The sequence below is a fragment of the Paenibacillus sp. FSL H7-0323 genome, from assembly GCF_038002725.1.
In the GTDB taxonomy this organism is placed as follows: Bacteria; Bacillota; Bacilli; order Paenibacillales; family Paenibacillaceae; genus Paenibacillus_AQ; species Paenibacillus_AQ odorifer.
The window spans coordinates 3,848,992-3,872,117 of the sequence record NZ_JBBODB010000001.1; the positions used below are offsets into that span (position 1 = coordinate 3,848,992).

The 23,126-nt window shown below is 46.5% G+C and carries 18 protein-coding genes; 6 read left to right on the forward strand and 12 right to left on the reverse strand.

The window, feature by feature from the left end; all coding sequences use genetic code 11:
- Positions 1-229: 229 nt before the first annotated feature.
- From MHH89_RS17475 to MHH89_RS17490, 4 genes are all read right to left on the reverse strand, one after another.
- A complete protein-coding gene (locus tag MHH89_RS17475; protein WP_341087699.1) occupies positions 230-3,259 on the reverse strand; it encodes a carbohydrate binding domain-containing protein in 3,030 nt (1,009 codons plus the stop codon).
- Between the two features lie 243 nt (positions 3,260-3,502).
- On the reverse strand, positions 3,503-4,171 hold the full coding sequence (locus MHH89_RS17480) for an alpha/beta hydrolase (protein WP_036685332.1): 669 nt from the start codon (positions 4,169-4,171) through the stop codon (positions 3,503-3,505).
- Positions 4,172-4,326: 155 nt separating this feature from the next.
- Positions 4,327-4,908: a hypothetical protein gene (locus tag MHH89_RS17485; RefSeq protein WP_036685335.1), complete on the reverse strand. Its 582-nt coding sequence runs from the start codon at positions 4,906-4,908 to the stop codon at positions 4,327-4,329.
- Between the two features lie 18 nt (positions 4,909-4,926).
- On the reverse strand, positions 4,927-5,463 hold the full coding sequence (locus tag MHH89_RS17490) for a hypothetical protein (protein WP_076128012.1): 537 nt from the start codon (positions 5,461-5,463) through the stop codon (positions 4,927-4,929).
- A gap of 368 nt (positions 5,464-5,831) precedes the next feature.
- Here MHH89_RS17490 and MHH89_RS17495 point away from each other — a divergent pair, with 368 nt between their 5' ends.
- The 5 genes from MHH89_RS17495 (at position 5,832) to MHH89_RS17515 (ending at position 13,723) form a co-directional block, all read left to right on the forward strand.
- Positions 5,832-6,170, forward strand: coding sequence for a DUF6385 domain-containing protein (locus tag MHH89_RS17495; protein ID WP_076128014.1), 339 nt, complete (start codon positions 5,832-5,834; stop codon positions 6,168-6,170).
- 28 nt (positions 6,171-6,198) lie between these two features.
- Entirely contained in the window at positions 6,199-8,181 is a 1,983-nt protein-coding gene (locus MHH89_RS17500) for a beta strand repeat-containing protein (protein WP_341087700.1), read from the forward strand.
- 113 nt (positions 8,182-8,294) lie between these two features.
- Entirely contained in the window at positions 8,295-10,340 is a 2,046-nt protein-coding gene (locus tag MHH89_RS17505; RefSeq protein ID WP_341087702.1) for a glycosyltransferase, read from the forward strand.
- Entirely contained in the window at positions 10,337-11,758 is a 1,422-nt protein-coding gene (locus MHH89_RS17510) for a tetratricopeptide repeat-containing glycosyltransferase family 2 protein (protein ID WP_341087706.1), read from the forward strand. Before MHH89_RS17505 ends, MHH89_RS17510 begins: the two co-directional genes overlap by 4 nt.
- A gap of 15 nt (positions 11,759-11,773) precedes the next feature.
- Entirely contained in the window at positions 11,774-13,723 is a 1,950-nt protein-coding gene (locus MHH89_RS17515; RefSeq protein WP_341087709.1) for a tetratricopeptide repeat-containing glycosyltransferase family 2 protein, read from the forward strand.
- A 25-nt stretch (positions 13,724-13,748) separates the two neighbouring features.
- Here MHH89_RS17515 and MHH89_RS17520 read toward each other — a convergent pair whose 3' ends face one another.
- From MHH89_RS17520 to MHH89_RS17555, 8 genes are all read right to left on the reverse strand, one after another.
- On the reverse strand, positions 13,749-14,486 hold the full coding sequence (locus tag MHH89_RS17520; RefSeq protein WP_076128019.1) for a glycosyltransferase: 738 nt from the start codon (positions 14,484-14,486) through the stop codon (positions 13,749-13,751).
- Entirely contained in the window at positions 14,479-15,684 is a 1,206-nt protein-coding gene (locus tag MHH89_RS17525; protein ID WP_341087711.1) for a hypothetical protein, read from the reverse strand. Before MHH89_RS17525 ends, MHH89_RS17520 begins: the two co-directional genes overlap by 8 nt.
- Positions 15,681-17,165 carry a hypothetical protein gene (locus MHH89_RS17530; RefSeq protein WP_076281950.1) on the reverse strand — a complete coding sequence of 495 codons (1,485 nt, stop codon included), beginning with the start codon at positions 17,163-17,165 and terminating at the stop codon, positions 15,681-15,683. Before MHH89_RS17530 ends, MHH89_RS17525 begins: the two co-directional genes overlap by 4 nt.
- A gap of 69 nt (positions 17,166-17,234) precedes the next feature.
- The gene (gene yunB / locus MHH89_RS17535; protein ID WP_076099391.1) at positions 17,235-18,314 is read right to left on the reverse strand and encodes a sporulation protein YunB; all 1,080 of its coding nucleotides are present in this window, start codon (positions 18,312-18,314) and stop codon (positions 17,235-17,237) included.
- 154 nt (positions 18,315-18,468) lie between these two features.
- Entirely contained in the window at positions 18,469-19,080 is a 612-nt protein-coding gene (locus MHH89_RS17540) for a TVP38/TMEM64 family protein (protein ID WP_076099392.1), read from the reverse strand.
- Positions 19,081-19,367: 287 nt separating this feature from the next.
- On the reverse strand, positions 19,368-20,237 hold the full coding sequence (locus MHH89_RS17545; protein WP_038573223.1) for a glycine betaine ABC transporter substrate-binding protein: 870 nt from the start codon (positions 20,235-20,237) through the stop codon (positions 19,368-19,370).
- A gap of 13 nt (positions 20,238-20,250) precedes the next feature.
- Positions 20,251-21,084, reverse strand: a complete 834-nt coding sequence (locus MHH89_RS17550; RefSeq protein ID WP_076099393.1) for an ABC transporter permease — start codon at positions 21,082-21,084, stop codon at positions 20,251-20,253.
- Entirely contained in the window at positions 21,084-22,277 is a 1,194-nt protein-coding gene (locus MHH89_RS17555) for a quaternary amine ABC transporter ATP-binding protein (protein WP_036685362.1), read from the reverse strand. The genes MHH89_RS17550 and MHH89_RS17555 overlap by 1 nt, the downstream gene beginning before the upstream one ends.
- Positions 22,278-22,533: 256 nt before the next feature.
- On the opposite strand from MHH89_RS17555, the gene MHH89_RS17560 reads away from it, so the two are divergent.
- Positions 22,534-23,091 (forward strand): GbsR/MarR family transcriptional regulator, encoded by a 558-nt coding sequence (locus MHH89_RS17560; protein WP_036685364.1) that lies wholly within the window; start codon positions 22,534-22,536, stop codon positions 23,089-23,091.
- Positions 23,092-23,126: the final 35 nt, after the last annotated feature.

Consider the following 23,126-nt stretch of genomic DNA (forward strand, 5'->3'; position numbering starts at 1 on the left):
GTAACATTCGATTTAATTGCACTTTGTGCAGTCAAAACTCGTGAAATCGGCAAGAAACAGCCTTTTTCCTGAATTCTACTGCACAAAATACAGTTAAATCTTTCTACCAGCTTCAAACAGAAAGTCTAATTGTACTTTCTGCAATTAAAAAGCTTCATACTGCTTACCAAGGAGCGGCCCCATACGGGAGCCGCTCCTTGGTGTGTTTAAGCTGTAGATATTATGAAGCTTATAGATCCTTCCAGCGCTGAACCGTCAGATTTACGGTTTGTGCACCGCCTGATGGCGTAAGGGTTCGATTGGAAAGATCCGATCCATTCGAATTCACCTCCACATTAGTCCAAGCGCCTCGTGTAACTTTGTATTGAATTGCTGTTCCCGCCGGTAGACTTAGTGTGATGGAGTAAATACCATCACTGCCCTTCGTCAGTTGGTAGTTCGGATCTGCCGCATTCCAGCTATTGAAGGAACCGGAGAGATAAACGGGTCCACTCACAGGAGTAGACGCAGGAACAGTTACTCGGAATGTAACACTATCTGCTTGTGGTTCTCCTGCGGTGATGTTGCCATTCACCATACTCCAGGTGCCCGCAGCAAAATGATAGTTATTGCCTCCATTGTTATCCCATGTGCCACTGCCATTATTAAAGGCTGCGGTCAGCCCAGCTGCCGTGTCCAACTGAATCGTAACCGCCTTATATCCTGTAAAAGCAGAAGCTTGAAGCTGCTCGCCTGGAGACGTCGTCCAGACCGTTGAACCATCGAGCTTATAATGGATATAAGAGCTGCTATAAGCCGCATTCTTATAATAGATCGTTGCCGTGCTGCCGACAGGTGTTGCCGTTGGTGTTGCCGTTGGTGTTGGTGTTGGCGTTACGGTTGGTGTCGGTGTCGGCGTTACCGTCGGAGTTGGTGTCGGCGTTACCGTTGGCGTCGGTGTTGGTGTTGCTGTTGGTGTTACGGTTGGTGTCGGTGTCGGCGTTACCGTTGGTGTCGGCGTTACCGTTGGTGTCGGCGTTACCGTTGGTGTCGGCGTCACGGGTCCACCCGATTGAATATTGCCAGTTGGTGTATAGGTCCAGGTGCCGGCACTAAATAAATAGTTGCTGCCCCCGTTACTGTCCCAAGTGCCGCTGCCATTGTTAAAGCAAGCTTCAAGCTGGCTGGCTGAGCCAATATTAATCGTTATTTTGTTGTAGCCTGCTACATCAGAGACAGGTATCGCCACACCCGGTGATATCGTCCAAGTTCCTCCTGCAGGACGATAATGAATATAAGGCGAGGTATAGCCCTGCTTATAGTAAATAGTGACACTGTTCCCCGCTGGTGTTGTCACTGAAGCAATCGCGCTAAGGAGGGATAGATTGCCTGCTGCATCCATTGCTTTTACCGTATAGTCATACGTAGTACTGGCAGATAATCCGTTATCCGTATATGAAGTAGTTGCGGATGTACCCACTTTTACGCCGTTGCGATAAATTTCATATCCGGTCACACCTACATTGTCGGTGGAAGCGGTCCAGCTTACTAAAGCACTGGATGCATTTTGAACGGTTGCGGTCACGTTAGTGGGTACAGTTGGAGCAACTGTATCTGTAGGAAGCTGTTGTTTGGCATAGATTTTGGCTGCATTTGCACCCACGGTTACAGTGATCTGCTTGCCAGTTGCTCCACCCGATTGTACGGTTACCGTATCCGAAGTGTTCAACTGGTTATAAAGAACCGTCCCGACTGCCAAGCTGCTCTCTGCACGCAGTGGAATGGTAACGGTCTGCGAGCCGCTGGATTTATTACTGAATACGGAGATAACTTCCTGCCCCAGATTAGTTCCAGTGTCAATACGACGTGAAAAAGCATATAAGTTCTGTGCAGACCACATTTCACGTTGAGTGCCTGTACGGAGTGCCGGATTATTTTTCCGAATCTCATTAAGTTTGGCTACGTGCTTGTAGGTGCTGGCATTCTCATTAAAATAATTCTCTATTACATTGCCGTTTGCATCCCGTTTCACCATTGACCAGCGGTTCCAGGTATCGGCGATGCCTCCCGTCATAATCTGCCCATTACCATTGCCTTTGTTCTGTTCCGTACCTTGGAAGACAACGGGTGTTCCACGCACTGTAAAAATAAAACTCAAAGCGTTCTGCAGCTTATCTACGCTTCCTCCAGCTTCTGTGAGAAAACGATTGCGGTCATGATTGTCGATAAAGGTAACCATGTGATTTGCATTTCCGTTATAGTAGGAATCCTGTGCCAAGGTGCTTTTAATATTGGAGTCAAAAGACTGCCCATATGCGAAGCTATTTAGAACGGAGAAGAACATTGGGAAATCAAGCATGCCCCACTCCTTGTTGTTGCCGACCCAGCGCGAGACAAATTCAGCATTACCGTCAAAATTCTCGCCAAAGGTATTAACCCCCAGATAATTTTGCAATTCACCAATATCAGTCGGCTTCATCAGCTTGGCTGCGTCTACACGCGCACCATCTGCCCCTGTATAGTCAAACCAGCCTTTAATCGAATCAAATATGGCCTTTTTAGCAGCAGGGACATCGAAGTCAATGTCATCCAGTCCGCCTAGATCATGATTTTCTAAGTAATCCTGTGCCCATTGATCATATCTTCCGTCTGCCAAAGACCAGTTGATATCTCCGTTATGGTGATACCAAGCCGGGTTATTGAAAGGAGCTGCTGGCTGCAGACTAGGGATATCATAGTAGGCTTGGGTACCCAGCATATAATCCCCGATATGGTTTGGCACAACGTCTATAACCACCTTGATGCCAACCGCATGTGCGGAATCCACTAACTCCTTCAGCTTCTCCTTTGTACCGAAGTAGGGATTGGCTGCGTTAGGGTCCTTAACGTTGTACCCGTGATACGCCGTGTTTTTACCACTGCCGTTGTTCTCCCGATTCGTCATTTGCGGCTCCGCCACTGGGGAAATCCAGATCGCGGTGTAGCCCATATTTTTAATATAAGACAGCTTGTCGATCACCCCTTGCCAATCTCCGCCTTTCATATAACGGAAATCTTCTTCAGAGTTCTCGCCATAGCGAATTGCCGCTCCCGTAGCATTGTTGGAAGAGTCCCCGTCATTAAACCGGTCAACCATAATCTGATAAATGGTATCATTCTCGTTAATCGTACCGATGCTGGCTGCATCTGCCTGTTGTGGCGCTAAGACGAATAAATTAATCACAGTAGAAAGAAGAATAGATGTAATCAGAACGGGCACGTACCATAACTTACGTTTCATCGCGCGCATCTCCCTCTCTTATTAAAGCGTATTCATAACACACTAAAACCTACTTCTTGGATTAAAAACGACCTTTCCAGCGATGTTTTTGGCATAGAAACAAACGAATTTTAGGGAAACCGGTTTTCCTACTAAAAATTACCATGACACAAGACGCATTGTCAAGCCTTAAAATTGAAATGCACAACAAAAAAAGAGCTCCTATTTAGGAAGCTCTTGGGGTTGAATATTTACTGTTTGAGTTCAGCGTCCCGCCGTCTGAATAAACTGCAAGACCTCATTCATAATTCGGTCCTTCTCTTCACAATGGCACACCATATGACCACTGTTGTCGACCATCAGCACCTGTTTTTGGGTCGCCTTGATCATATGATGTCGTAGGTAATCGGCGCTTCTAGTCTTCACTAGATGATCTCTTTTTCCTTGCACGATCAGGGTTGGAGTCTCAATATGCGGATAGACAGAAAAGCTCTCACGAACCAATCGCTGGAACTCTCGAGTTGCTTTTGGAGGCGTTGAACTGAATTTACTAATATAAGTTTTTAGCATGGAAAAGCTCCCAAGGGTCTTAATAATTTCTACAGGATTCAGCGGAAACACAGGGGTAGACAACAAAGTGAGAGATTTAATCCAAGGTTTATAGCGCACGGAAAGATGTGAAGCAATAAGAGCACCGGTTGAAAAACCGATCAGATGAACGCCGTCATTTGTCTTTAACAGCTCTGTTAATTCATCCTCAGCACTTTGCTGCCAATCATGTCGATCCGAATGCAGTAGATCATTCCTGCTGCCCCCGTGCCCCTTCAGGGTAAATGTTCTGGAACGATAATTATGCTGCTCCATAAACTGGGACAAGGGAGAGATTTCATGCTCACCTCCGGTAAAGCCATGAATAAATAAACAACTTTCCATAATTGTCCCTCTTTTCACATTCCATACTGAATTCCAACTTTATTGTATAATGCCAATCCCCTTTATTTTCTATTCATTCCAACCTTCTATGTAAAACCTTAACCAAATGATGTCAAGGTTTACCACCGTTATAGGTTCAAAAAAAAATATAAACTCTATTGCTCCCACCAAAGAAGACCAAGTGCAGAAGTAATCGTTAAGCCTACAGCCGAGCTAGATGAAGTTACGTTAGCACAAATAGCAGTCCCCGGCGGAACGATGATGCTGCCCGTAAAGTTCTGTGAGAAAGCGCCTGGAGCTAATTGATAATTGTAAAGCGTCGTCCCCCCGCTAATTGCCGCTGTTGAAGATTGAACGGTCATCGCACTTGTAGCCGCGCTTCCGAGATTATTATTGGTTGGTGTCAAGGTTGCAGGAGAGGTTAACGTCCCTCCTTTTACAATTGTAAAGCTTCCAGACATAGCCGATAGCAGAGAAGATCCGCCGATACTGCCGCTAATACGAGAGATATATACGGTTTTCCCGCTACCAGCAGCATTACTAATCCGAATAGAAGTAATTGCAGAAATAAGACTAAGTACGACCAAACTAGACGCGGATGTGTTGGTAGAATACAAGACCGCAGCCTTCGAAGCACTTATTTCAGGTGGCGCGCTGATATCCGGAGATTGGAAGGTATTGACCATATCCACAAAAAGAGGTTGATCATTGTCGTTAAACACATATTGATTAGGCATGATTATCCCCTCCCATTTCTAATATTCCCACCAACTAATAGATGTTGTCGCTGCTGAAGTTCCCGATGCAATCGTGATGGACGTGGTTATAGAATTTCCGGGAGGAACAACGATTTGTCCAGTAAAATCAACAATGACGGGCCCCGCTGCCAGTAATAAAGATACTAGAGTGGCCGGACCTCCCGTAGGGGCAGCAGTCGAGGTTCTGGCCGTCATCACACTGGTTAACGCACTTCCAAAATTAAAATTTATCGGTGTAACGGTAGTCCCGGTGACCGTAGCGTTCCGAAGCAGAGATAAAGTAACAGCAGCTGTTGCCGAGCTAGCTGCAACCCGGGATACATACAATGTACGTCCGCTGCCTGCCGGATTACTAATCTGAACAACTAACGGTGCAGCAGTCGTTACCGTAGAAGTAAAAGGGATTCCAAACAATAGCCCCGCCTTAGCCGCTCCTCCCTCCGGAGCTGAATCTATACCAGGTGCAACATACGTGTTGACTTGTTCTGTAAAGAGTGGCTGGCTACTCTGATTAAAGACTGAATCGTTTGGCATGCGCTATCCTCCCCGTACTTGAGCTTATCTTATTTTATGCCGCTCTAAGTAACAGGTTGTTTGGGAATGTGCGTATTTTTGCTTTTCCAGCCCAATCACCTCTTATTTTTCACCATATATTATTATCACCATTCGAATGGCTAAGGATTGTCCCTAACGGTTCGCGGTTTATTGATGCTCAGGGCTCAAACGACGGTTAGGGTCCTTTTATGGACAGGGTTCCAGAAAACCCGTAGGAGGTGAATGAAATCCATAACGGTCTGGAACTAAAAAAGCGCAGCAAAATAAAACACTCAAAAAAACAGGGGAATTGTTCTAGAAATCCGCAATCATTTCCACCTCCAAAGGGTCGAAGAAACCGCCGTAAGGTGACGATCAGTCCTTTATTTTCCGAGCATCAATTTATCGGATTCCCCGTGTCCAGCTCCATTTCACCTCTGCCTTGGCAAAAAAGCGGAACTAAAACGATGATCTCTTACGCAGTTATGAACCAAGGAGACCACCCTGTTAGCGTCCGCTTGGAGATTAGTCCGAACAGTTTTGATTCTTTTATAGATTCAGAAGAGATCGTGGCTGCAAAAGAAATGAAGGTGCTAGTGCCAAGCAGATTTTTAAAGTGGACTCGGATATCCGCCTCCACGCAACAGTCAACGGGTTTAGGCAAAATTGATGTATACGTCCAAGCCCAGTCTATAGGTATGAGTTAACAATTTTATAAGAGAGGGACGAGGAACTTTGCCTAACTACAGCTCTTTTCAAGCTAATCCCGATAATCTACGAACGCTTATTTTTGGCCGGGATGCCTCGCTGATTGATCATCCGCTCACTACAGATCCAGGCGGAAATCTAACGACAATTATCCTAGATGGTACGATTTCCAATATACTCGGAGCTACCATCACTGCGGGTACTTTGTCCTCCGCAGGTACGGTTACCAACATTCTTAACGGGACCATTACTAGCGTACTCGGAGCTACCATCACTGCGGGTACTTTGTCCTCCGCAGGTACGGTTACCAACATTCTTAACGGGACGATCACTAGCGTACTCGGAGCTACCATCACAGCTGGTACTTTGTCTTCCGCAGGTACCATTACTAACATTCTCGAAGGTACCATTACTAACGTGCTCGGGGCTACCATCACTGCGGGTACTTTGTCCTCCGCAGGTACCATTACTAACATTCTCGAAGGTACCATTACTAACGTGCTCGGAGCTACCATCACTGCGGGTACTTTGTCCTCAGCAGGAACAGTTACCAACATTCTTAACGGGACCATCACTAGCGTACTCGGAGCTACCATCACTGCGGGTACTTTGTCCTCAGCAGGAACAGTTACCAACATTCTTAACGGGACGATCACTAGCGTACTCGGAGCTACCATCACTGCGGGTACTTTGTCCTCCGCAGGTACGGTTACCAACATTCTTAACGGGACTATTACTAGCGTACTTGGAGCTACCATCACAGCTGGTACTTTGTCTTCCGCAGGTACCATTACTAACATTCTCGAAGGCACGATTACTAGCGTGCTCGGAGCTACGATTACGGCTGGTACCATTACAAGTGTACTAGGCGCAACTATTACCGCGGGTACTTTGTCCTCAGCAGGTACGGTCACCAATATCCTTAACGGGACCATTACTAGTGTGCTAGGAGCTACGATCACTGCGGGTACCCTATCCTCAGCAGGCACCATTACTAACATTCTCGAAGGCACGATTACTAACGTACTTGGAGCTACTATCACAGCCGGTACTCTGTCCTCAGCAGGTACGGTCACCAATATCCTTAACGGGACTATTACTAGCGTACTTGGAGCTACCATCACAGCTGGTACTTTGTCTTCCGCAGGTACCATTACTAACATTCTCGAAGGCACGATTACTAGCGTGCTCGGAGCTACGATTACGGCTGGTACCATTACAAGTGTACTAGGCGCAACTATTACCGCGGGTACTTTGTCCTCAGCAGGTACGGTCACCAATATCCTTAACGGGACCATTACTAGTGTGCTAGGAGCTACGATCACTGCGGGTACCCTATCCTCAGCAGGCACCATTACTAACATTCTCGAAGGCACGATTACTAACGTACTTGGAGCTACTATCACAGCCGGTACTCTGTCCTCAGCAGGTACGGTCACCAACCTCTTAAACGGGACCATTACCAGCGTACTTGGAGCTACGATCACTGCGGGTACTCTGTCTTCGGCTGGTACAGTAACCAATCTCTTAAACGGGACCATTACCAGCGTGCTCGGAGCCACGATCACTGCGGGTACTCTGTCCTCCGCAGGTACGGTCACCAATCTCTTAAACGGGACCATTACCAGCGTGCTCGGAGCCACCATTACGGCTGGTACGCTCAGTAGTGTGACCTCTATTTCACAACGCAGCTTTATCGAACAGACAACGACGGGTATAGCAACTGCTAATGCCTATACTCCACTGCCAGCAGTGACTACGAGCGTATTGGGGACCTATTCCTTTTTCATCAATAACACTGGAGCTAACCCGGTCAACACACGAGTAGAAATCAGTGCTGACGGAACGAACTATTTCGTCGATACCACAGGAGATAATCCTTTAGCAGCAGGTTCTATCGATGTCATAGTTCCAGCCAGATTCCTGAAATATACACGCTTATCCTATCAATCAACGAATGCAGGGGCCGCCTCAACAATCAATGTAAGTTTCAACGCACAGGGAACGTAATGCAGATGCCCATCATATGTTGTAACGAAAGAGTGCATGGATATCCATGTGCTTTTTCTTTTGATAGCAAAAGCTGATTTCTACTTCTACATATGTAACAAGGAGGAAACAACGTGAACAATATTACGCTTGGCGTCCACCTCATCGTTAACAATGAAGCTGATCTTCTGCCCCACTGTCTCACAAGCGTAGCAGGTGTTGACGAGATTGTGATCATAGATACAGGCTCTACTGACGAATCCATAGCTATTTCCCAAGCGCACGGGGCTAGAGTATTCCAACGGGAATGGACAGAAAACTTTGCTGCAGCACGTAACGAAGGTCTCGATCAGGCGGATACCGATTGGATTCTAGTCCTTGATGCCGATGAACGCCTGCAAACTCCACTTCCGGAACTCCGCAGCCTCCTGCAAAACACGCAAGCTCAGGCTTTTACAGTACACATTGATAATTGGCTTGGCGTTCGGCCTGAGGATAAGGTAAAGCACAGTGCGGTTCGTATATTCCGAAATGGACAGGGTTATCGATATAGCGGAAGAATTCATGAAGGAATTGACGCTGCAATTCTTAAATCACATAACATCTCGGCGATTGTGCATAGTGATATTGAGATTGAACACTTCGGATATTTGCCGGAAATCATGGCACGAAAAAATAAAATCAAACGCAATGAGCATCTGCTGCGACTCGCTTTAGCCGAACAACCGGAAGATCCTTTTCACTCGTATAATTTAGCAGTCACCTGCTGTCAGGACGGTCGTCTTCAGGAAGCAGAGACATTACTTCGCCAGACCCTTCACCATGTGCCACTTGAAGCTTCTTACCGTCCTACGATGATTAGAGATCTCTGTAAAATTTATCTGACTCAAGGAAAAACCAATATCATAGATCCCTTGCTGTTGCCTGAATTGGAGCGTTATGAGGATTACCCTGACCTGCATTTTTTATTAGGCCAATCTTTGGAGAGTCAAGGCTTGTTAGAACGTGCTTTTCAAGCTTATCAGCGTGCAGCATCCATTTCTGGAGATCAGGTTAGTCAAAAATATGTATCTGAGCAAGGGATGAACACCTTCCGCCCACTTTATCGACTAGGCTTAATCTCAGAGCGGCTTGAGCTTCAGGAGGACGCTGCGAGATTCTACCACCGTGCGCTTCAACACCACTCTTTATATAGGCCTGCCTTGCAGGGAATAGCTTCTGCTTTTCAACGCTTAGCTGTACCCGACGAGGAGATTGCCAGCTTGCTGATACAACTCGTCCCCCCAACTAATGCTGCCCAACGAGCTGCAATCATTGACAGCTTATTTGCGATAAATGCTAATGAGACCATCACTAACTTATCCCGAGACACTTTTCCCTTGGAATTAGATACGGCAAATTGGATGATCTCTTCACTCCTGATCACCGGCAAGCTAGAGGACGCCTATGCAACCATAAGACAAATGACCTCCTTAGCTACGCAAGATAACCATGATTTAGAATATCTGAAAAAGTGGGCTACCCTCTGGGCTATTTGCTCTTGGGCGCTTTTTGGAGAATTCCACAATGACCTGCTAACCTATGCACCAGACGAACTCCGTTTCGGACTGCAATACATTCAGAAGTGCCACCAGCAACAAAAGGTAGATCCCGCTGAAGCAGAGGTAGATTCATTAACATTACATTCCTCATTCATTTCAGATTTGATCGAACAATCAGTAAAACTACACCAGCCCGCGTTAAGCGAAGCTTTGATAAAGCTGTTCCCTACCTTTCGGTCTGAATTAGCCGCAGCATTATATAAAGAAGGGAATAGGAATGCAGCCGGTGAGCATTTTATCAGGTTAGTTAGCGATCAAGCGGCTGATGCGAAGGTTCTTTTTTATATAGGTGAGATGGTCTTTGACAAGGGGCATTACACGGAAGCCAGTGAATGGTTTCAACAAGCGCTGGAGCAGATGCCTGAGCATGAGGCTGCCCGAGTGGGTTTAGCACTCTGTTACCTTCAGCAAGCGAAGCTTAGCATGGAGGAGGCACTGAACAGCTTGGATGCAGCTAACGTTCATGGTCCACTGCAAACGGATATTGGTGCCATCCATAAATCCATCTTTTTACTAAATCGTACACCGTGGCACACACAATGGAGCTTCCGCCAGAGTGAGGGGAGGACAGCCAAATGAGCATGCCAAGCCAAAAACCTCTGATTTCTCTATGCATGATCGTTAAGAACGAAGCAGATAACCTAAACCAATGTTTAAAAAGTGTACGTGGTGTCGCCGATGAGATTATTGTAGTCGATACTGGCTCTACTGACTCCACGCTACAAATTGCTCTAAGCTTTGGAGCTAAAGTTGTTCACCATCCTTGGAATGGCGATTTTGCCGCTGCCCGCAACGCGGGTCTTCAGCAAGCCCACGGACAATGGATTCTCATTCTGGATGGAGACGAGGAACTGGATGCGAAAAGTAAGGGGGAGCTGTTGCTGTGTGCGGAGCATTTGGAGTATGAAGCTTTTTTTCTGCGCATTCATAATCATAAAGGTTTAACCGCAGCTTCCCAGACCATTACTGTTAATCCGATTATCCGGCTATTCCGTAACCGCCCGCAGTACCGTTTCAGCGGCATCATCCACGAACAGATTGCAGAAACGATCGTAAGAGCTACACCCAAAGCAGCTATGCATTTAAGCAACGTAGTCATCCATCATTACGGTTATGCAGACGGCGTAGTAGCAAAGAAAGATAAGATCAAACGAAATGTAGAGCTGCTCAAGGAACAGCTAAAGTTAAATCCCAATGACCCCTTTCACCATTTCAATATGGCTGTTGAATATATGCGGCTTAGTGAATATCAACCGGCTCTAGAGCATATCAAAAGATCACTTAACGAAGCTCCACCCGACACAAGTTACGTTCATCTGCTGCACAAATATCAAATCCGCTGCCTGGCAGAATTAAAAGATTTCAACGCGGCGCTGGAAGCTTGCGACTCAGGGATAACCTTACATCCGGATTATCCTGACTTGGCTCATATCAAAGGTGTGCTGCTGTTTCAAATGGGGGCCCTAGCTGAGGCCAAAACAGCATTGCTGCAAGCCTTAGTCATTGGAGAAGCTCCTTCCGGTTACCATACCGAGTCCGGATTCGGATCTTATTTGACATTTTATTTGCTGGGACAGTTATGCGAAGAAATAGGCGATGAGACCGAAGCCTGTGCCTGTTATACCAAAGCTGCTCAGCTTCATCCCGAGCCAACGCCCATCATAACCCGACTGATCCGAGCCTTAAAATGTGCTGAGCCCGAAAATGAAATTTTGGGCTGGCTTCACGCTCATCTACCCGAATACACAGCTGCTAAAAGCGGACTTCTCTTAGATTTATTGCGGATTGAGGGATGTGAAGACGCAGCAAAACAGCTGATGAAGACCACAGGGCAGTCCTCATCTAATGACTCGTTATTCAACCCAGCCTATCACCCAGGGCGTTCGGAGCTTTTGTTGGCGGATCGTCTGCTTGCCTCCCTCACTTCTTCAACCCCCTATTCTCCAGCGGCTAAAAGAGTGCGACTCGCACTTCCACTGCCCAGAGTTTCAGATTAGGAAGGACGTATTCCTATGACCACACCGGATATCACACTTTGCATGATTATTAAGAACGAGGCAAACCATCTGGAGAAATGCTTATCCTCTGTGTGCGGGCTAGTGTCTGAGATTATCATTGCGGATACAGGCTCAGAGGATAACAGTAAAGAAATCGCTCAGAGGTTCGGTGCAAAGATTATCGACATTCCTTGGGAAAATGATTTTTCCAAAGCGCGGAATATAAGCCTAGAGTATGCAACTTCCGCTTGGGTTCTGGTACTGGATGCTGATGAGGCTGTGGATCATTGGAGTGAGGAGCTGCTCCAGCCCTTGCTTGGTGCCGAGTATATTCATGGGTATTGGCTGCCCATTATCCACTATGTCGGTGAAATACCTGAAGCGGATTTTGTTACAGATCATGTCTGTCGATTATTCAAAAATGATAAAAGAATTATTTTTCGTGGAAGTATTCATGAGGAGATTGCCAGCAGCATTTGGGAGCTTCCAGCTGGGGAGATCGCTTATGCAGATTTGCGTATTTTCCACTACGGATATTTAGAAGATGAACTGATGCGTAAAAATAAATATAACCGCAATTTAGCACTTATCAACAGGGGTCTGCGGCTTCAACCGAACCATCTTTTTCTTCGTTACGCGTTAGGGGCAGAGTATTATCAGCATGGACAATATAAAGAAGCGGCAGAGATCCTCCTTCCGCTGCTCACCGATGCTCCAGCCCCTTCCGGTTATGTCTCAGATATTTACCTTAAGACGGCGTACGCCTTACAACTATGTGGCCGAAAGCAGGAATCCGAGGAAGTTTTTCGTACGGGGAGCGGTCTTTTTCCTGATTTCACGGATTTATTAGAAAGCTATGCCCTCCTGTTACTGGAACAAGGGAAGCTCAGCTCAGCCAAGCACTTCTTGGAGAACGCACTTCAGAGCGGGAATACAGCACATAAATACCCTTCTTCCTCAGGCAGTGGAACGTATCGGACAGAACTACTAGCCGGAAGAGTCTGTGAGAAGTTATACCAATATCCGGATGCGTGGAGACATTACGAGGCTGCTATACAACATAAGCCTGATTATAGCGAAGCGTGGAAAGAACTCGTCCCACTAAGCCTTCTATCTGGAGAGAAGGCACAACTACGAGCATTGACCCACAACTATCTTCACTCTTTATCTCCTGATACTTTGAGTTATCTTCTGCCCGCAGCGCTCAATGCCCGCGATCCGGAATGGCAAGCTGAGCTTTCTACAGCCAGCCAGTTACCCTCATCTGTTCAGGCTGCATTGCAGGCGATTCTGGAAATAAACAATCAACCGGAACATTTTCAGACACTCGCACCGCTTGAACAGCTGCTTCATGATCCTTCCCATCTTTCCAACCGATCCTTTGTACTTGGCTACCTGTGGGCTTTCTCTTGCCGTATTGGAGATACTGAGTCTGCCATGCGCTGGCTTGTCTGTCTATTGCCTTACAGACCGGGGATTTTATCGATCCATCATATTTTAGCGGGGAATTATAGACTTAAAGCTGATCTTTCGGATCTCAACTATGCAGCACAATTGCTGCTTCAGACTGGTGCTTGGAATAGTTTATTGACACTTTATCGCCATTCGGAAGGATCTTCCTTACAATGGTCCAGTCTGCCGCAGCCCTTACTCTACGGATTACTCGAAGCCCCTACCTCCATAAAAAAACAATGGTGCTCTATTTATGTCAGCAAGCACCCTCAATATCATACGCCTGCGGACTGTACCGAGTGGCATTTATACGCTGCGATATCCTACTCCTGCGGAGAGATGCCCATCCTTCATGTAGAGGATGAAGCCGCTTTGCGTAGAGTCGGGGGGGCTACCGCAGCCGTGAGCCTCGCTTATTACAAGCTGCAGCTCGCAGCAGAAGTATATCCGCAAGGGATACCATCAGCTCATATCCCATCTGCGCTGCTTCTGAGATCTGCCAGCCGGACTTAGCCGGTTGGCAGATCAGATGCGGATTTCAAAGCTCCTCTTGCCATTCCACCAGATGGGGCTGCTCATCAAGGATAGATTCGTACTGCTCCAGACTACCCCAGCGCCCCTCTGGATCAAGCTCCAGGTAACGCGAGTATTTTCGCCGAAGCTCCTCAGGGGATATCGCCCAACCATAATGTTTCACACGCAGCTCGGTAAGAAACCCCGGCAATACCGAATAAGAGAGCGGAAGTCTTGGCACATGATGATCCATTTTCGGAAAAAAATAATGAAAGTTCGGCAAATACCGGACTAGTGTACGGGTATGCTTCGTGTGGATATTCCAATGCTCATCTTCACGGTAATGTGTGGTGCCACCCCAAAAATCAAATAATCGGAAGGATACCCAGTCATACACATCCTGATTGATGAGTCGCCTCATCTCCCGTTTAGCAGACTCTTCATAGAATTCATCGGCATCCACAGACAGCAGCCAATCCGGATTCGTAGATACCGCCAGCTCCCACAATGTTTGCCGTAGCTCCCATTCACGGTTAAACAAAGAGCTTTGCAGGGTTACGAGCTTCTTAACTTTGGCAAAAGAGAGACATAACTGAGCCGTATGATCTGTACTTCCATCATCCACGATCACAATATCATCCACGAACTCACTTAATTCCTCCAGCACCTGCTCTAAATACCTTCCGGCTTCGTTCCTAACCTGCATAATAGCGGTCAGACGGTTGCCTGATGTTTTGCGGAGTGGCCCTCTATGACTACTCATCCTCCACTCTCCTTCTCAATCGTCTTACAGCCTCTTCGAGATCTGCCATCTCTGACAAAAGTGGCCATGCCTGATTGTCTTGCCCTCCTGCATTTAAAAAGCTGCGAATGGCCTCGTGCCGCCTGCCATACAGCAAGTGTATGGTGCCTTCCATGGCTTCATCCACATTTTCTTCCTGCTCATGTTGCAGCACTATTGCCTTTTCCCATTGAAAAGTCCGAACATAATTTTGCACCAGCAACGCTTTTGCCTCGGGAGAAGTTAGCGGACTTAAAATTCTTACCGCCGCTGCCTCATCCTCATTCCGGTGGAACAACTCCGCACGAACCAGTTCATCCTGCCCGGAATGGAGCCAGCCCTCCATCCTTTCTACTGCTTGCTTCTCCTCTGCGGTAAATGCTGTAATCGCAAATTGGCGGACCGCCGTTTCCAGATTCCCTGTCTTGGCTTCTATTGCAGAAAAAAACCGGAAGTGTGAAATAAGGCAATCCAAATATTCATACAGAACCATTAACTCAAAGGATTGCGCCAGATATCGATTCGCTGTGGAGTCCCCAAGCAAATACAAATAAGATGCTGCCAAATAATGTACAACAGGCTGGCTGGGCAGCTTGGCGCACATCGAAGTATAATAATCCGCCCTAAGCTGGAGTTGAATCCTAAACCAGTCCTTAGCAAGGAGGGGCTCCTCCTGCCATAAGCTCCCAATCGCCTTACTCCATAACACTTCATAATCTGTCAGAAAATAAATCCGCTCGCGCTGACATACAACTCCATAGGATTCCTGCTGATCCCCGTCGAGATAAATAATATTCTCCCTGCACAAGCTCTGCTCCAAATAGATCCGTTCTGATCGGGTTCCTACTAGATCGGCCTTTGCTCCAAGCAAGCCGCTGTATTTATCCCATAAGACCTTATTTTCTTCTTCCGGACAGCGCTCTAACAAAGCCACTATATATCCCGCTTGCAAAGAAAGAACCTCGGGCAGCCAATAGGGAGAAGAGACCAGAAGTGTGTACTCCCTCGCCTTGAGAGTATGAATATCCGCGATCATTACTGGCTTGATCTGGCTGTTAGTCTGCTGCTCAAGAGTCATTCTTCCGGCAAAACAGACCTCTTCCCGCTCGGGCAGAAGATCCAACAGTCTTTTATATTCGTATTCCTCCCAGGAGCCTCTGCTCAGAATTAAATATTTCATGATTGCGCCTCCTTGCCCCTGCTCCTATCTGCCTTTTTCCCCTGCGGTTCGGACAAATCCCCCACATAACCTATAGTTAGTGAAGCTTCAGGGTGAAGCTGCAATTGGTGCGAAGTAGACGCCTTACAGGTAATCACTCCAGGCACATTCCCGCCTTTATGAGCAACTCGCTCTAATGGAAAAACAATTCCCGAAGGGTCCCCCCTAAGCAACCGCCCCACCTCTTCGTCCATATCCGTAGATAAACTAACGATCAGATCTGCGGAACCTTGGGTGATCGCCTTCACTACCCGTTCAACGTAATATTTCTCATATCTGATAGAGTCTGATAAATACACAGTTATCTCACTCTCAAATAATGCAGATGCATTCCTCAAAGCCCGCAGCCAAGCCTCTTGACCACGAACTGTAATCACTACATCCTGTTCATTTACTGGCAAGCCGGGAGCTGTGTTCATCCAGCTGTCCTTGATCCAGATCCAGCGAATATTCTTGTAGCTCTGCTGCTCCTGTGTAGCTGCCCATTCCTGCGGAAGAGGGTCCCCATTCCCATCCTCTTCACAATAAACAATCGCCGTCACTAATGGCGTTGTCAAGGATGCCTTACCGAGTGGAATAACAGGTTGTGTTGATTGTAAGAATCCATTCTTCGGTACAAGATGTTCTTCGGCTTCTAAGACATCTTCCAGCGCCCATTTTGTACTGTACGCCTGCCAGCCATCCGCAAGTGTTGGTCCGTTCAGCCTTCTCTGGCCCCTATCAAGTGAATGTATAGCATGAACATACACAGCATCACTTAGCGCCAGCTTGGCTCCAGACTGCCGGGCTCGAAGACACCAATCGGCAATCATAAGAGGCCGCGCTTGAAGCGAGGTGTCCAACCCTCCAATACGCTGAAGCAGCTCTTTAGAGAACAGGAGGCAAGAACCCGTTAGTACATCCATCTCTCGCCATTCTCCTTGATGCCGGCCAAGACTGTAGCTTACATGAGCAGCAAACTCATCATAGGTGCCGAAGTGAAGACGTTTCTTCCCTTCCCCTCTTTCGGTTGAAGAGCGAGGGGCCACCACCTTAACTGCAGCGTCATCAAAAGGAACCCACAATAGCTCACTTAGCCAGCCAGGCGATACCATGATCGAATCTTCAAGCAAAACCGCGAAACTGGTTTCGATCTGTGCCAAAGCCTGGTTAGGCATGTACTCCTCCTTTTCATAAGGAAGAAAGAGAATCGACTGCTCCGGTGAGAACTGTCCCGCTAAAGTTTCCATAGGAAAATCAGGAGTCATCGCCACAGCAATAATGCGCACAGACTCTCCAGAATGGAGCAGCAGCAAGGGTAAGCAAGCTGCGGCACATTCCAGGCGGCTTAGCTCAACTACAAGGGTAAGCCCATCTTTACTCGGCAGTGGAAGTAGTCCCGTGCGCTCCAAGAACCCATACCTTCCCGCCAAGCGTTCCACATTCAGAGATTCTTGCGACATTAGGATTCACGCTCCATTTATTAAAGCTGTTCTACCTATAGTCTATGAGCACTGAAGCATGATATCCCCTTAATTTCCTCCGCCCGCGCCTTTGTCTTCTTCCGTATGCTCTGCACCCGTACTCGCGGGATCGGTTGCCGCTGGAGACGAGCTGTTATCTTTCTGACTGTTACTGGAGGTATCCTTGCCCTGATCCACTACTCCACTCTTATCCCCGCCTACAGCTGGAGCAGGAATGGCAATTCCCGGAGCACTGCTGCCGTTAGCCCCCACAGGTTGACCTTGATTATCGTAATAATACATAGGTACATCTCCAACAACCATCAGATAAGACACAGGAATTTCTGTATCCACTACCTGCGGCTCCATATCAAAAGGAATGACGACTGCAACCTCTGTCACAATATGAATGTATACCTCGACCAGAATCATATTGATCCCAGCGTTTTGCTGGCGGGTGCTGAGTTCAACCTTAACCGCACCTTGTGGTTCAATCTTGATCGGAATATCGGGTCCATAAGAAGCAATAAGGGGACTGCCCAGCGCTTGCCCCAGCGGAATATATTCTGTTCGATTATGCAATTCCTGCAGCGTAGACTGAATGACCTGTGCCGCTTGCGAAGTAATACGCATATGCTCCGCGTAGTTGAGCATGAACCCTGATATTTTCCCGTTCTTATCCGTCTTCCAATCAATTAACTCTTCCGCATTCCCTCCATTCGCAACCTGAGAGGTAATCGCCTTGTTAATCGATTCCGTAGCGATTTGCTTCACACGTATTTGTGCTAAATGCAGGATGGGCGGCTTCATATGCAGCTCCACATAGCGCAAGGATTGCAGCACCAGCACAAGTATTACTAAGGAGGCTATCAGCCAAAATTTGCGTCGGCTTCTTGGCTTATGTGTTCTTCCGCCTGCAACCGTTACCTTACTCTCTGGCCGGCTGGATAACCTAAAGCGGCCTTTGCTACGTTTGGCTTCAAAGCGCGTACGCTGCGGCCTAACCGCTGCCCGGCTGGGTTTTGACTTGAATGCAGAGCTTCTCGCTGAGAATCTCCGATTCGTGTCCCCATTTATTTTTGGCAGCCGAAAATGGCCTAGATCAGGTATTCTCAGCCTTCGGTTCCCCCATTTTTTCAATCTGCCCATTGCAATAGTCCCTCCCGCCTTACGCAGAGGTCAAGCCACCTCCACTTAATTTAAGGTATTCGCTAAGAGGACAAAAAAGAAGAACGTTCCCTCCGGCAAACTGCGCCTGAAGTAACGTTCTTCATCCTTTAGATCATGAACTGGGAATATGATATTAGTGCATTCTGCTCCGCTTATCCTCCTGCAAATGGTCCCAATGACGCCGAATAAAGATGCCAATGAGAATAGCTATAAACACCGCATACCAAGTAAGATAACCATTCCATTCTTCACGCGGAACAATTAAGGTGGATCCGATCGTACCGAATAACCATATATAAGACAAATTACCAAGTACGGTTCCCCATATAAAAGATGAGGCTTTAATCGGTGAAACAGCAGACATGAAATTGATTACATTATTCGGAATAATCGGGATCGTACGCAATAGCACCAGTGTCCAAATCCCATATCGATCCAAGTAACGTTGCCATTTATCATAGCGCTTCAGTTTGCTTCTCCATTTTCGGTCAAACCAGTTATACAGATATCGCCGAATGAGAAAATACATCAGTATTCCGCCCAGATTGCAGGCCAGCCAACTGATCAGCATACCTCCAATTACGTTAAAAACAGAGACATGCAGCACGATCAAAATTACGAATGGAAAAAATCCTAATATACTCTGCAAAAGTGCGAGCGGGATGGTCACGAATAAAATAGATGGCCCGCTAAGGCCCAGCGTTTGCAGCAGCCAATCAATCCAGGTATTTATGGTCTCTGTCATGAAGCAGTCTCCTCTCTTGACTCCTTGCAGCAGCTGCCTCCTGATTTACTTTGACAAAGCATAAGTCTAAGTGTGTAAACTAGGTATCCATTCTTATTGAAATATAAGCAGGGTACACTAAGAGCTTGTAATACTTTGCTTATATTCCCAAGAAAAACACCCCTTACGGGGTGTTTTATTGAATGAGCTTGCTTATGAAGTGTAATGTGTAAAGAACAGTAGTTAGCGTACAAGTTACATTTTTGTTTCCATTTATTCTTCACATCATAACACAGTTTTTAATCTACTTACAATTCTATACCTGCAACCCAAGCATTCACTTTATCCGGATTGCTCTCCACCCAAGTTTTAGCGGCTTCTTCTGGTGACTTCCCACCCTGAACCTCGATCATTACTTTGGCCATATCTTCTGCTGTCCATTCGAATTGATCCAGGAATTTGTAGACATTCGGCATGTCATCTTTCAGACCTTGGCGAACCATCGTGTGGATCTGTTCATCCGCACCGTAAACCCCTTTTGGATCTTCCAGATATTTCAGATCCATATTGGCGAACATCCAGTGTGGTGTCCAGCCTGTAACAACGATTGGCTCGTTGTTGTCATAAGCCTTTTGCAGTTCCTGAGCCATCGCTGCGGATGAGCTTTCAAGAAGTGTGTAATCGCTAAGATCATATTCAGCGATAGCTTTTTCTGTGGTTGTCATAATGCCGGCACCTGGCTCAATGCCGATAATGCGATTGTTCAGCTTTGCTGCCATATCACTGTTCTTCAAGTCTTCAATAGAGTTAATATCCATATAGGCCGGAACAGCCAAGCCAACCTTAGTCCCGTTTAGATTTGCACCCAAATCTTCAATTTTTGCACCGTACTTCTCTAAATAAGCCGCATGGGTGCTTGGCAGCCAAGCTGCAACCATTCCATCCGCACTACCGTCTGCAACCCCAGCCCACATTGGACCAGCATCTACCTGCAGCATTTCAACGGTAGCTCCAAGCTTAGTTTCAAGTACTTCCTTTACTACATAAGTACTCGCAATTTCCGAATCCCATGCTACATATGCTAATTTTACCTTCTCTTTACTTGATGAGGAACATCCAGCAATAACAGCAATCATCATAATAACTAACAGGAATACCCCTATATTTTTCTTCTTCATTTATTTAAAACTCCTATCTTTGTTTTGGTTTTAGTGCGTTCTGTGTCAAACGGTCCAGCAGAATGGCGATAATAACGATCGCAATCCCTGCTTCGAATCCGTCTCCTGTCTTAGCCTGTGATACCGCACGGTATACATAGGCACCCACGCCCTGTGCACCAATCATCGATGAGATAACAACCATTGACAGTGACAACATAATGGTCTGGTTCACACCTGCCATAATTGTTGGTAAAGCGATTGGAAGCTGCAATTTAACCAATTTCTGAGTAGGTGTCGATCCGAAAGCATCTGCTGCCTCCACCAGTTCCTCCGAAACCTGACGAATTCCGAGATTGGTCAAGCGAATCGTTGGCGGAATCGCAAAAATAATCGAAGCAATAACCCCTGGAACTACGCCCAGTGAGAAAAAGGATACCGCTGGCAATAAATATACAAAAGCCGGCATCGTCTGCATAAAGTCCAAAATAGGCGTAACTATATTTCTAACGGTATTTCTCTGCGCACATAAAATACCAATCGGTACACCAATTACTACAGCCAATATCGAGGCGGTTAGAACAAGGGCCAAGGACTGCATAGAAGGTCCCCATAATCCAAGATTATCGATCAGAAGCAGCCCAATGACTGCAAATAGTGCCATGCGCCATTTACCGATCCAATAAGACAAAGCTGCAATAAGCACGATAAGTACTAGTGCTGGCAGGAAGGTAAGTGCATTTTCAATGCCAGCCACCATACCACCGATAATCGAATGGATGAAGTCAAACAGGGGCCCACAATAAGTCGTCAGCCAATTTTCCAACCACTCGAGTGCCTTTCCCAAAGGCAGTTTAGGAATGTCCATTATAATCCTCCTTCCGGTACCGCGTTGCCGGCGAGTGCGGAAAGAACGGCTCCTTTAATCACAATACCCTTCAATTTATCCGCTTCATCTACGACGGCTACAGGCAAATGTGTCTCAGATATTAATTCAAAGAAATCATTGAGTAGCGTTTCCGGTTGTACACGTGGGATTTCTCTCCGCGTTACTTCCAGAATAGATTTATTATCATTCAGTGCCTTAAGGGCATCCTCAGCTGTAATAACACCCAGAAGCTTATTTTCCTTGTCCACTACATACAGACTGAATATACCACTGTCACGCATTAATTGAAGCGCTACCCGAGGCCCGCGTTCAGGTCTGACTGTTTCCGGCTGACGCATTACATGAGCTGCAGTCAACACCTTGGACAAGTCCACATCCTCCACGAATCGCTCTACATATTTATTGGCAGGTTGGATGAGGATTTCTTCCGGTGTACCAATTTGCACAATGACTCCGTCCTTCATCAGTGCGATCCGATCTCCAATCCGCAAAGCTTCGTCTAGATCATGAGTGATAAACACGATGGTCTTCTTCACTCTGGCCTGTAATTCCAGCAGCTCTTGCTGCATGTCTTTACGAATAAGCGGATCCAGTGCACTAAATGCCTCATCCATAAGCAGGATATCCGGGTCGTTAGCAAGGCCCCGTGCCAGTCCAACACGCTGCTGCATCCCTCCACTGAGTTGATCAGGACGATGATTCTCCCAACCTTTCAGACCTACCAGATGCAAGGCTTCCGTTGCCAGTTCAGTTCTTTTCTTTTTATCTACGCCCTGAACTTCAAGCCCGTATGCTGCATTCTCCAGTACGCTTCGATGTGGAAATAATGCGAACTTCTGAAACACCATGCCGATGTTCTTCCGTCTGAATTGGCGCAGCTGCTCCGGATTCATTTTCACAACATCTTTCCCTTTAAAAAGAACTTGCCCCCCTGTAGGCTCAATCAAGCGGTTCAACAAACGAACCAGCGTCGACTTACCGCTGCCGGACAAACCCATAATGACGAATATTTCTCCTTCTTCAATGCTGAATTCGGCTTTGTTGACTCCGACTGTCAACTTCAATTCCTGAGCAATTTTTTCCTTCGACATCCCTTGCTCTAATAAAGGAATCGCGCGTCCCGCATCATGACCGAATACTTTGGTTAGTTGTTTCACCTCTATAATAGCCATGCCGTCCTCCTTCTCCCGAAATGTTATCCGGGTTTAGTTCACTTATAGTAGTTTACCGGACTATTGAAAATTCATGCAAACACCATATACGGATAAAAATTAGTGTACAGTTTTAACTTTACGAACTTTATGTATGGAATACTCTGTTTTACGCCAAATTCCTTTATTCATGAATTCTTTACTTATGGAGGGGGATTTGATTACAATACATTGTATAAGGTTGCAGTCTATCGACCTATTCCTCAGGAGGGACATCATGAACGATTTAGAAGGGCTTACGCCCGAACAAATAGAGAAGATTAGTAAAGCCCGTGAACGTGTGATCGATTCTATCGGCAAAAACATGGATCTGTATGGCATTACCTTGTCTATTGGACATTTATACGGTTATATGTACTTCAATCAAGGTCCAGTGACACTGGATGAGCTCAGCAAAACAATGGGAATGAGTAAAACGTCCATGAGTACGGGAGTCCGTACCCTTCTAGATCTGAAAATGATCGACAAAGTATGGGGGAGAGGGACGCGCAAAGACTTGTTCACCACTGTGCCTGACTGGCATCAGAACTTCAGTGATTACTTCTCTATTAAATGGAGAAAAGCCGTCGAAGGTAATATGATCTCACTAGCGAAATCACTTGCAGAAATTAACGATATGAAAAAAGAGTATAGTGACGATAGTAAACTTATGCAGCTCTTAAATACAGATGAAGAAAAAATAACTGAATCCATTAACTACTACCGCTGGTTGCTGAAACTAATAGAATCTTTTGAGAGTGGCAAAATTTTTGAATTTATCCCTAAAGAAACTTAAATCAAACCCACAAAAAACACACAAAAAAACGACAG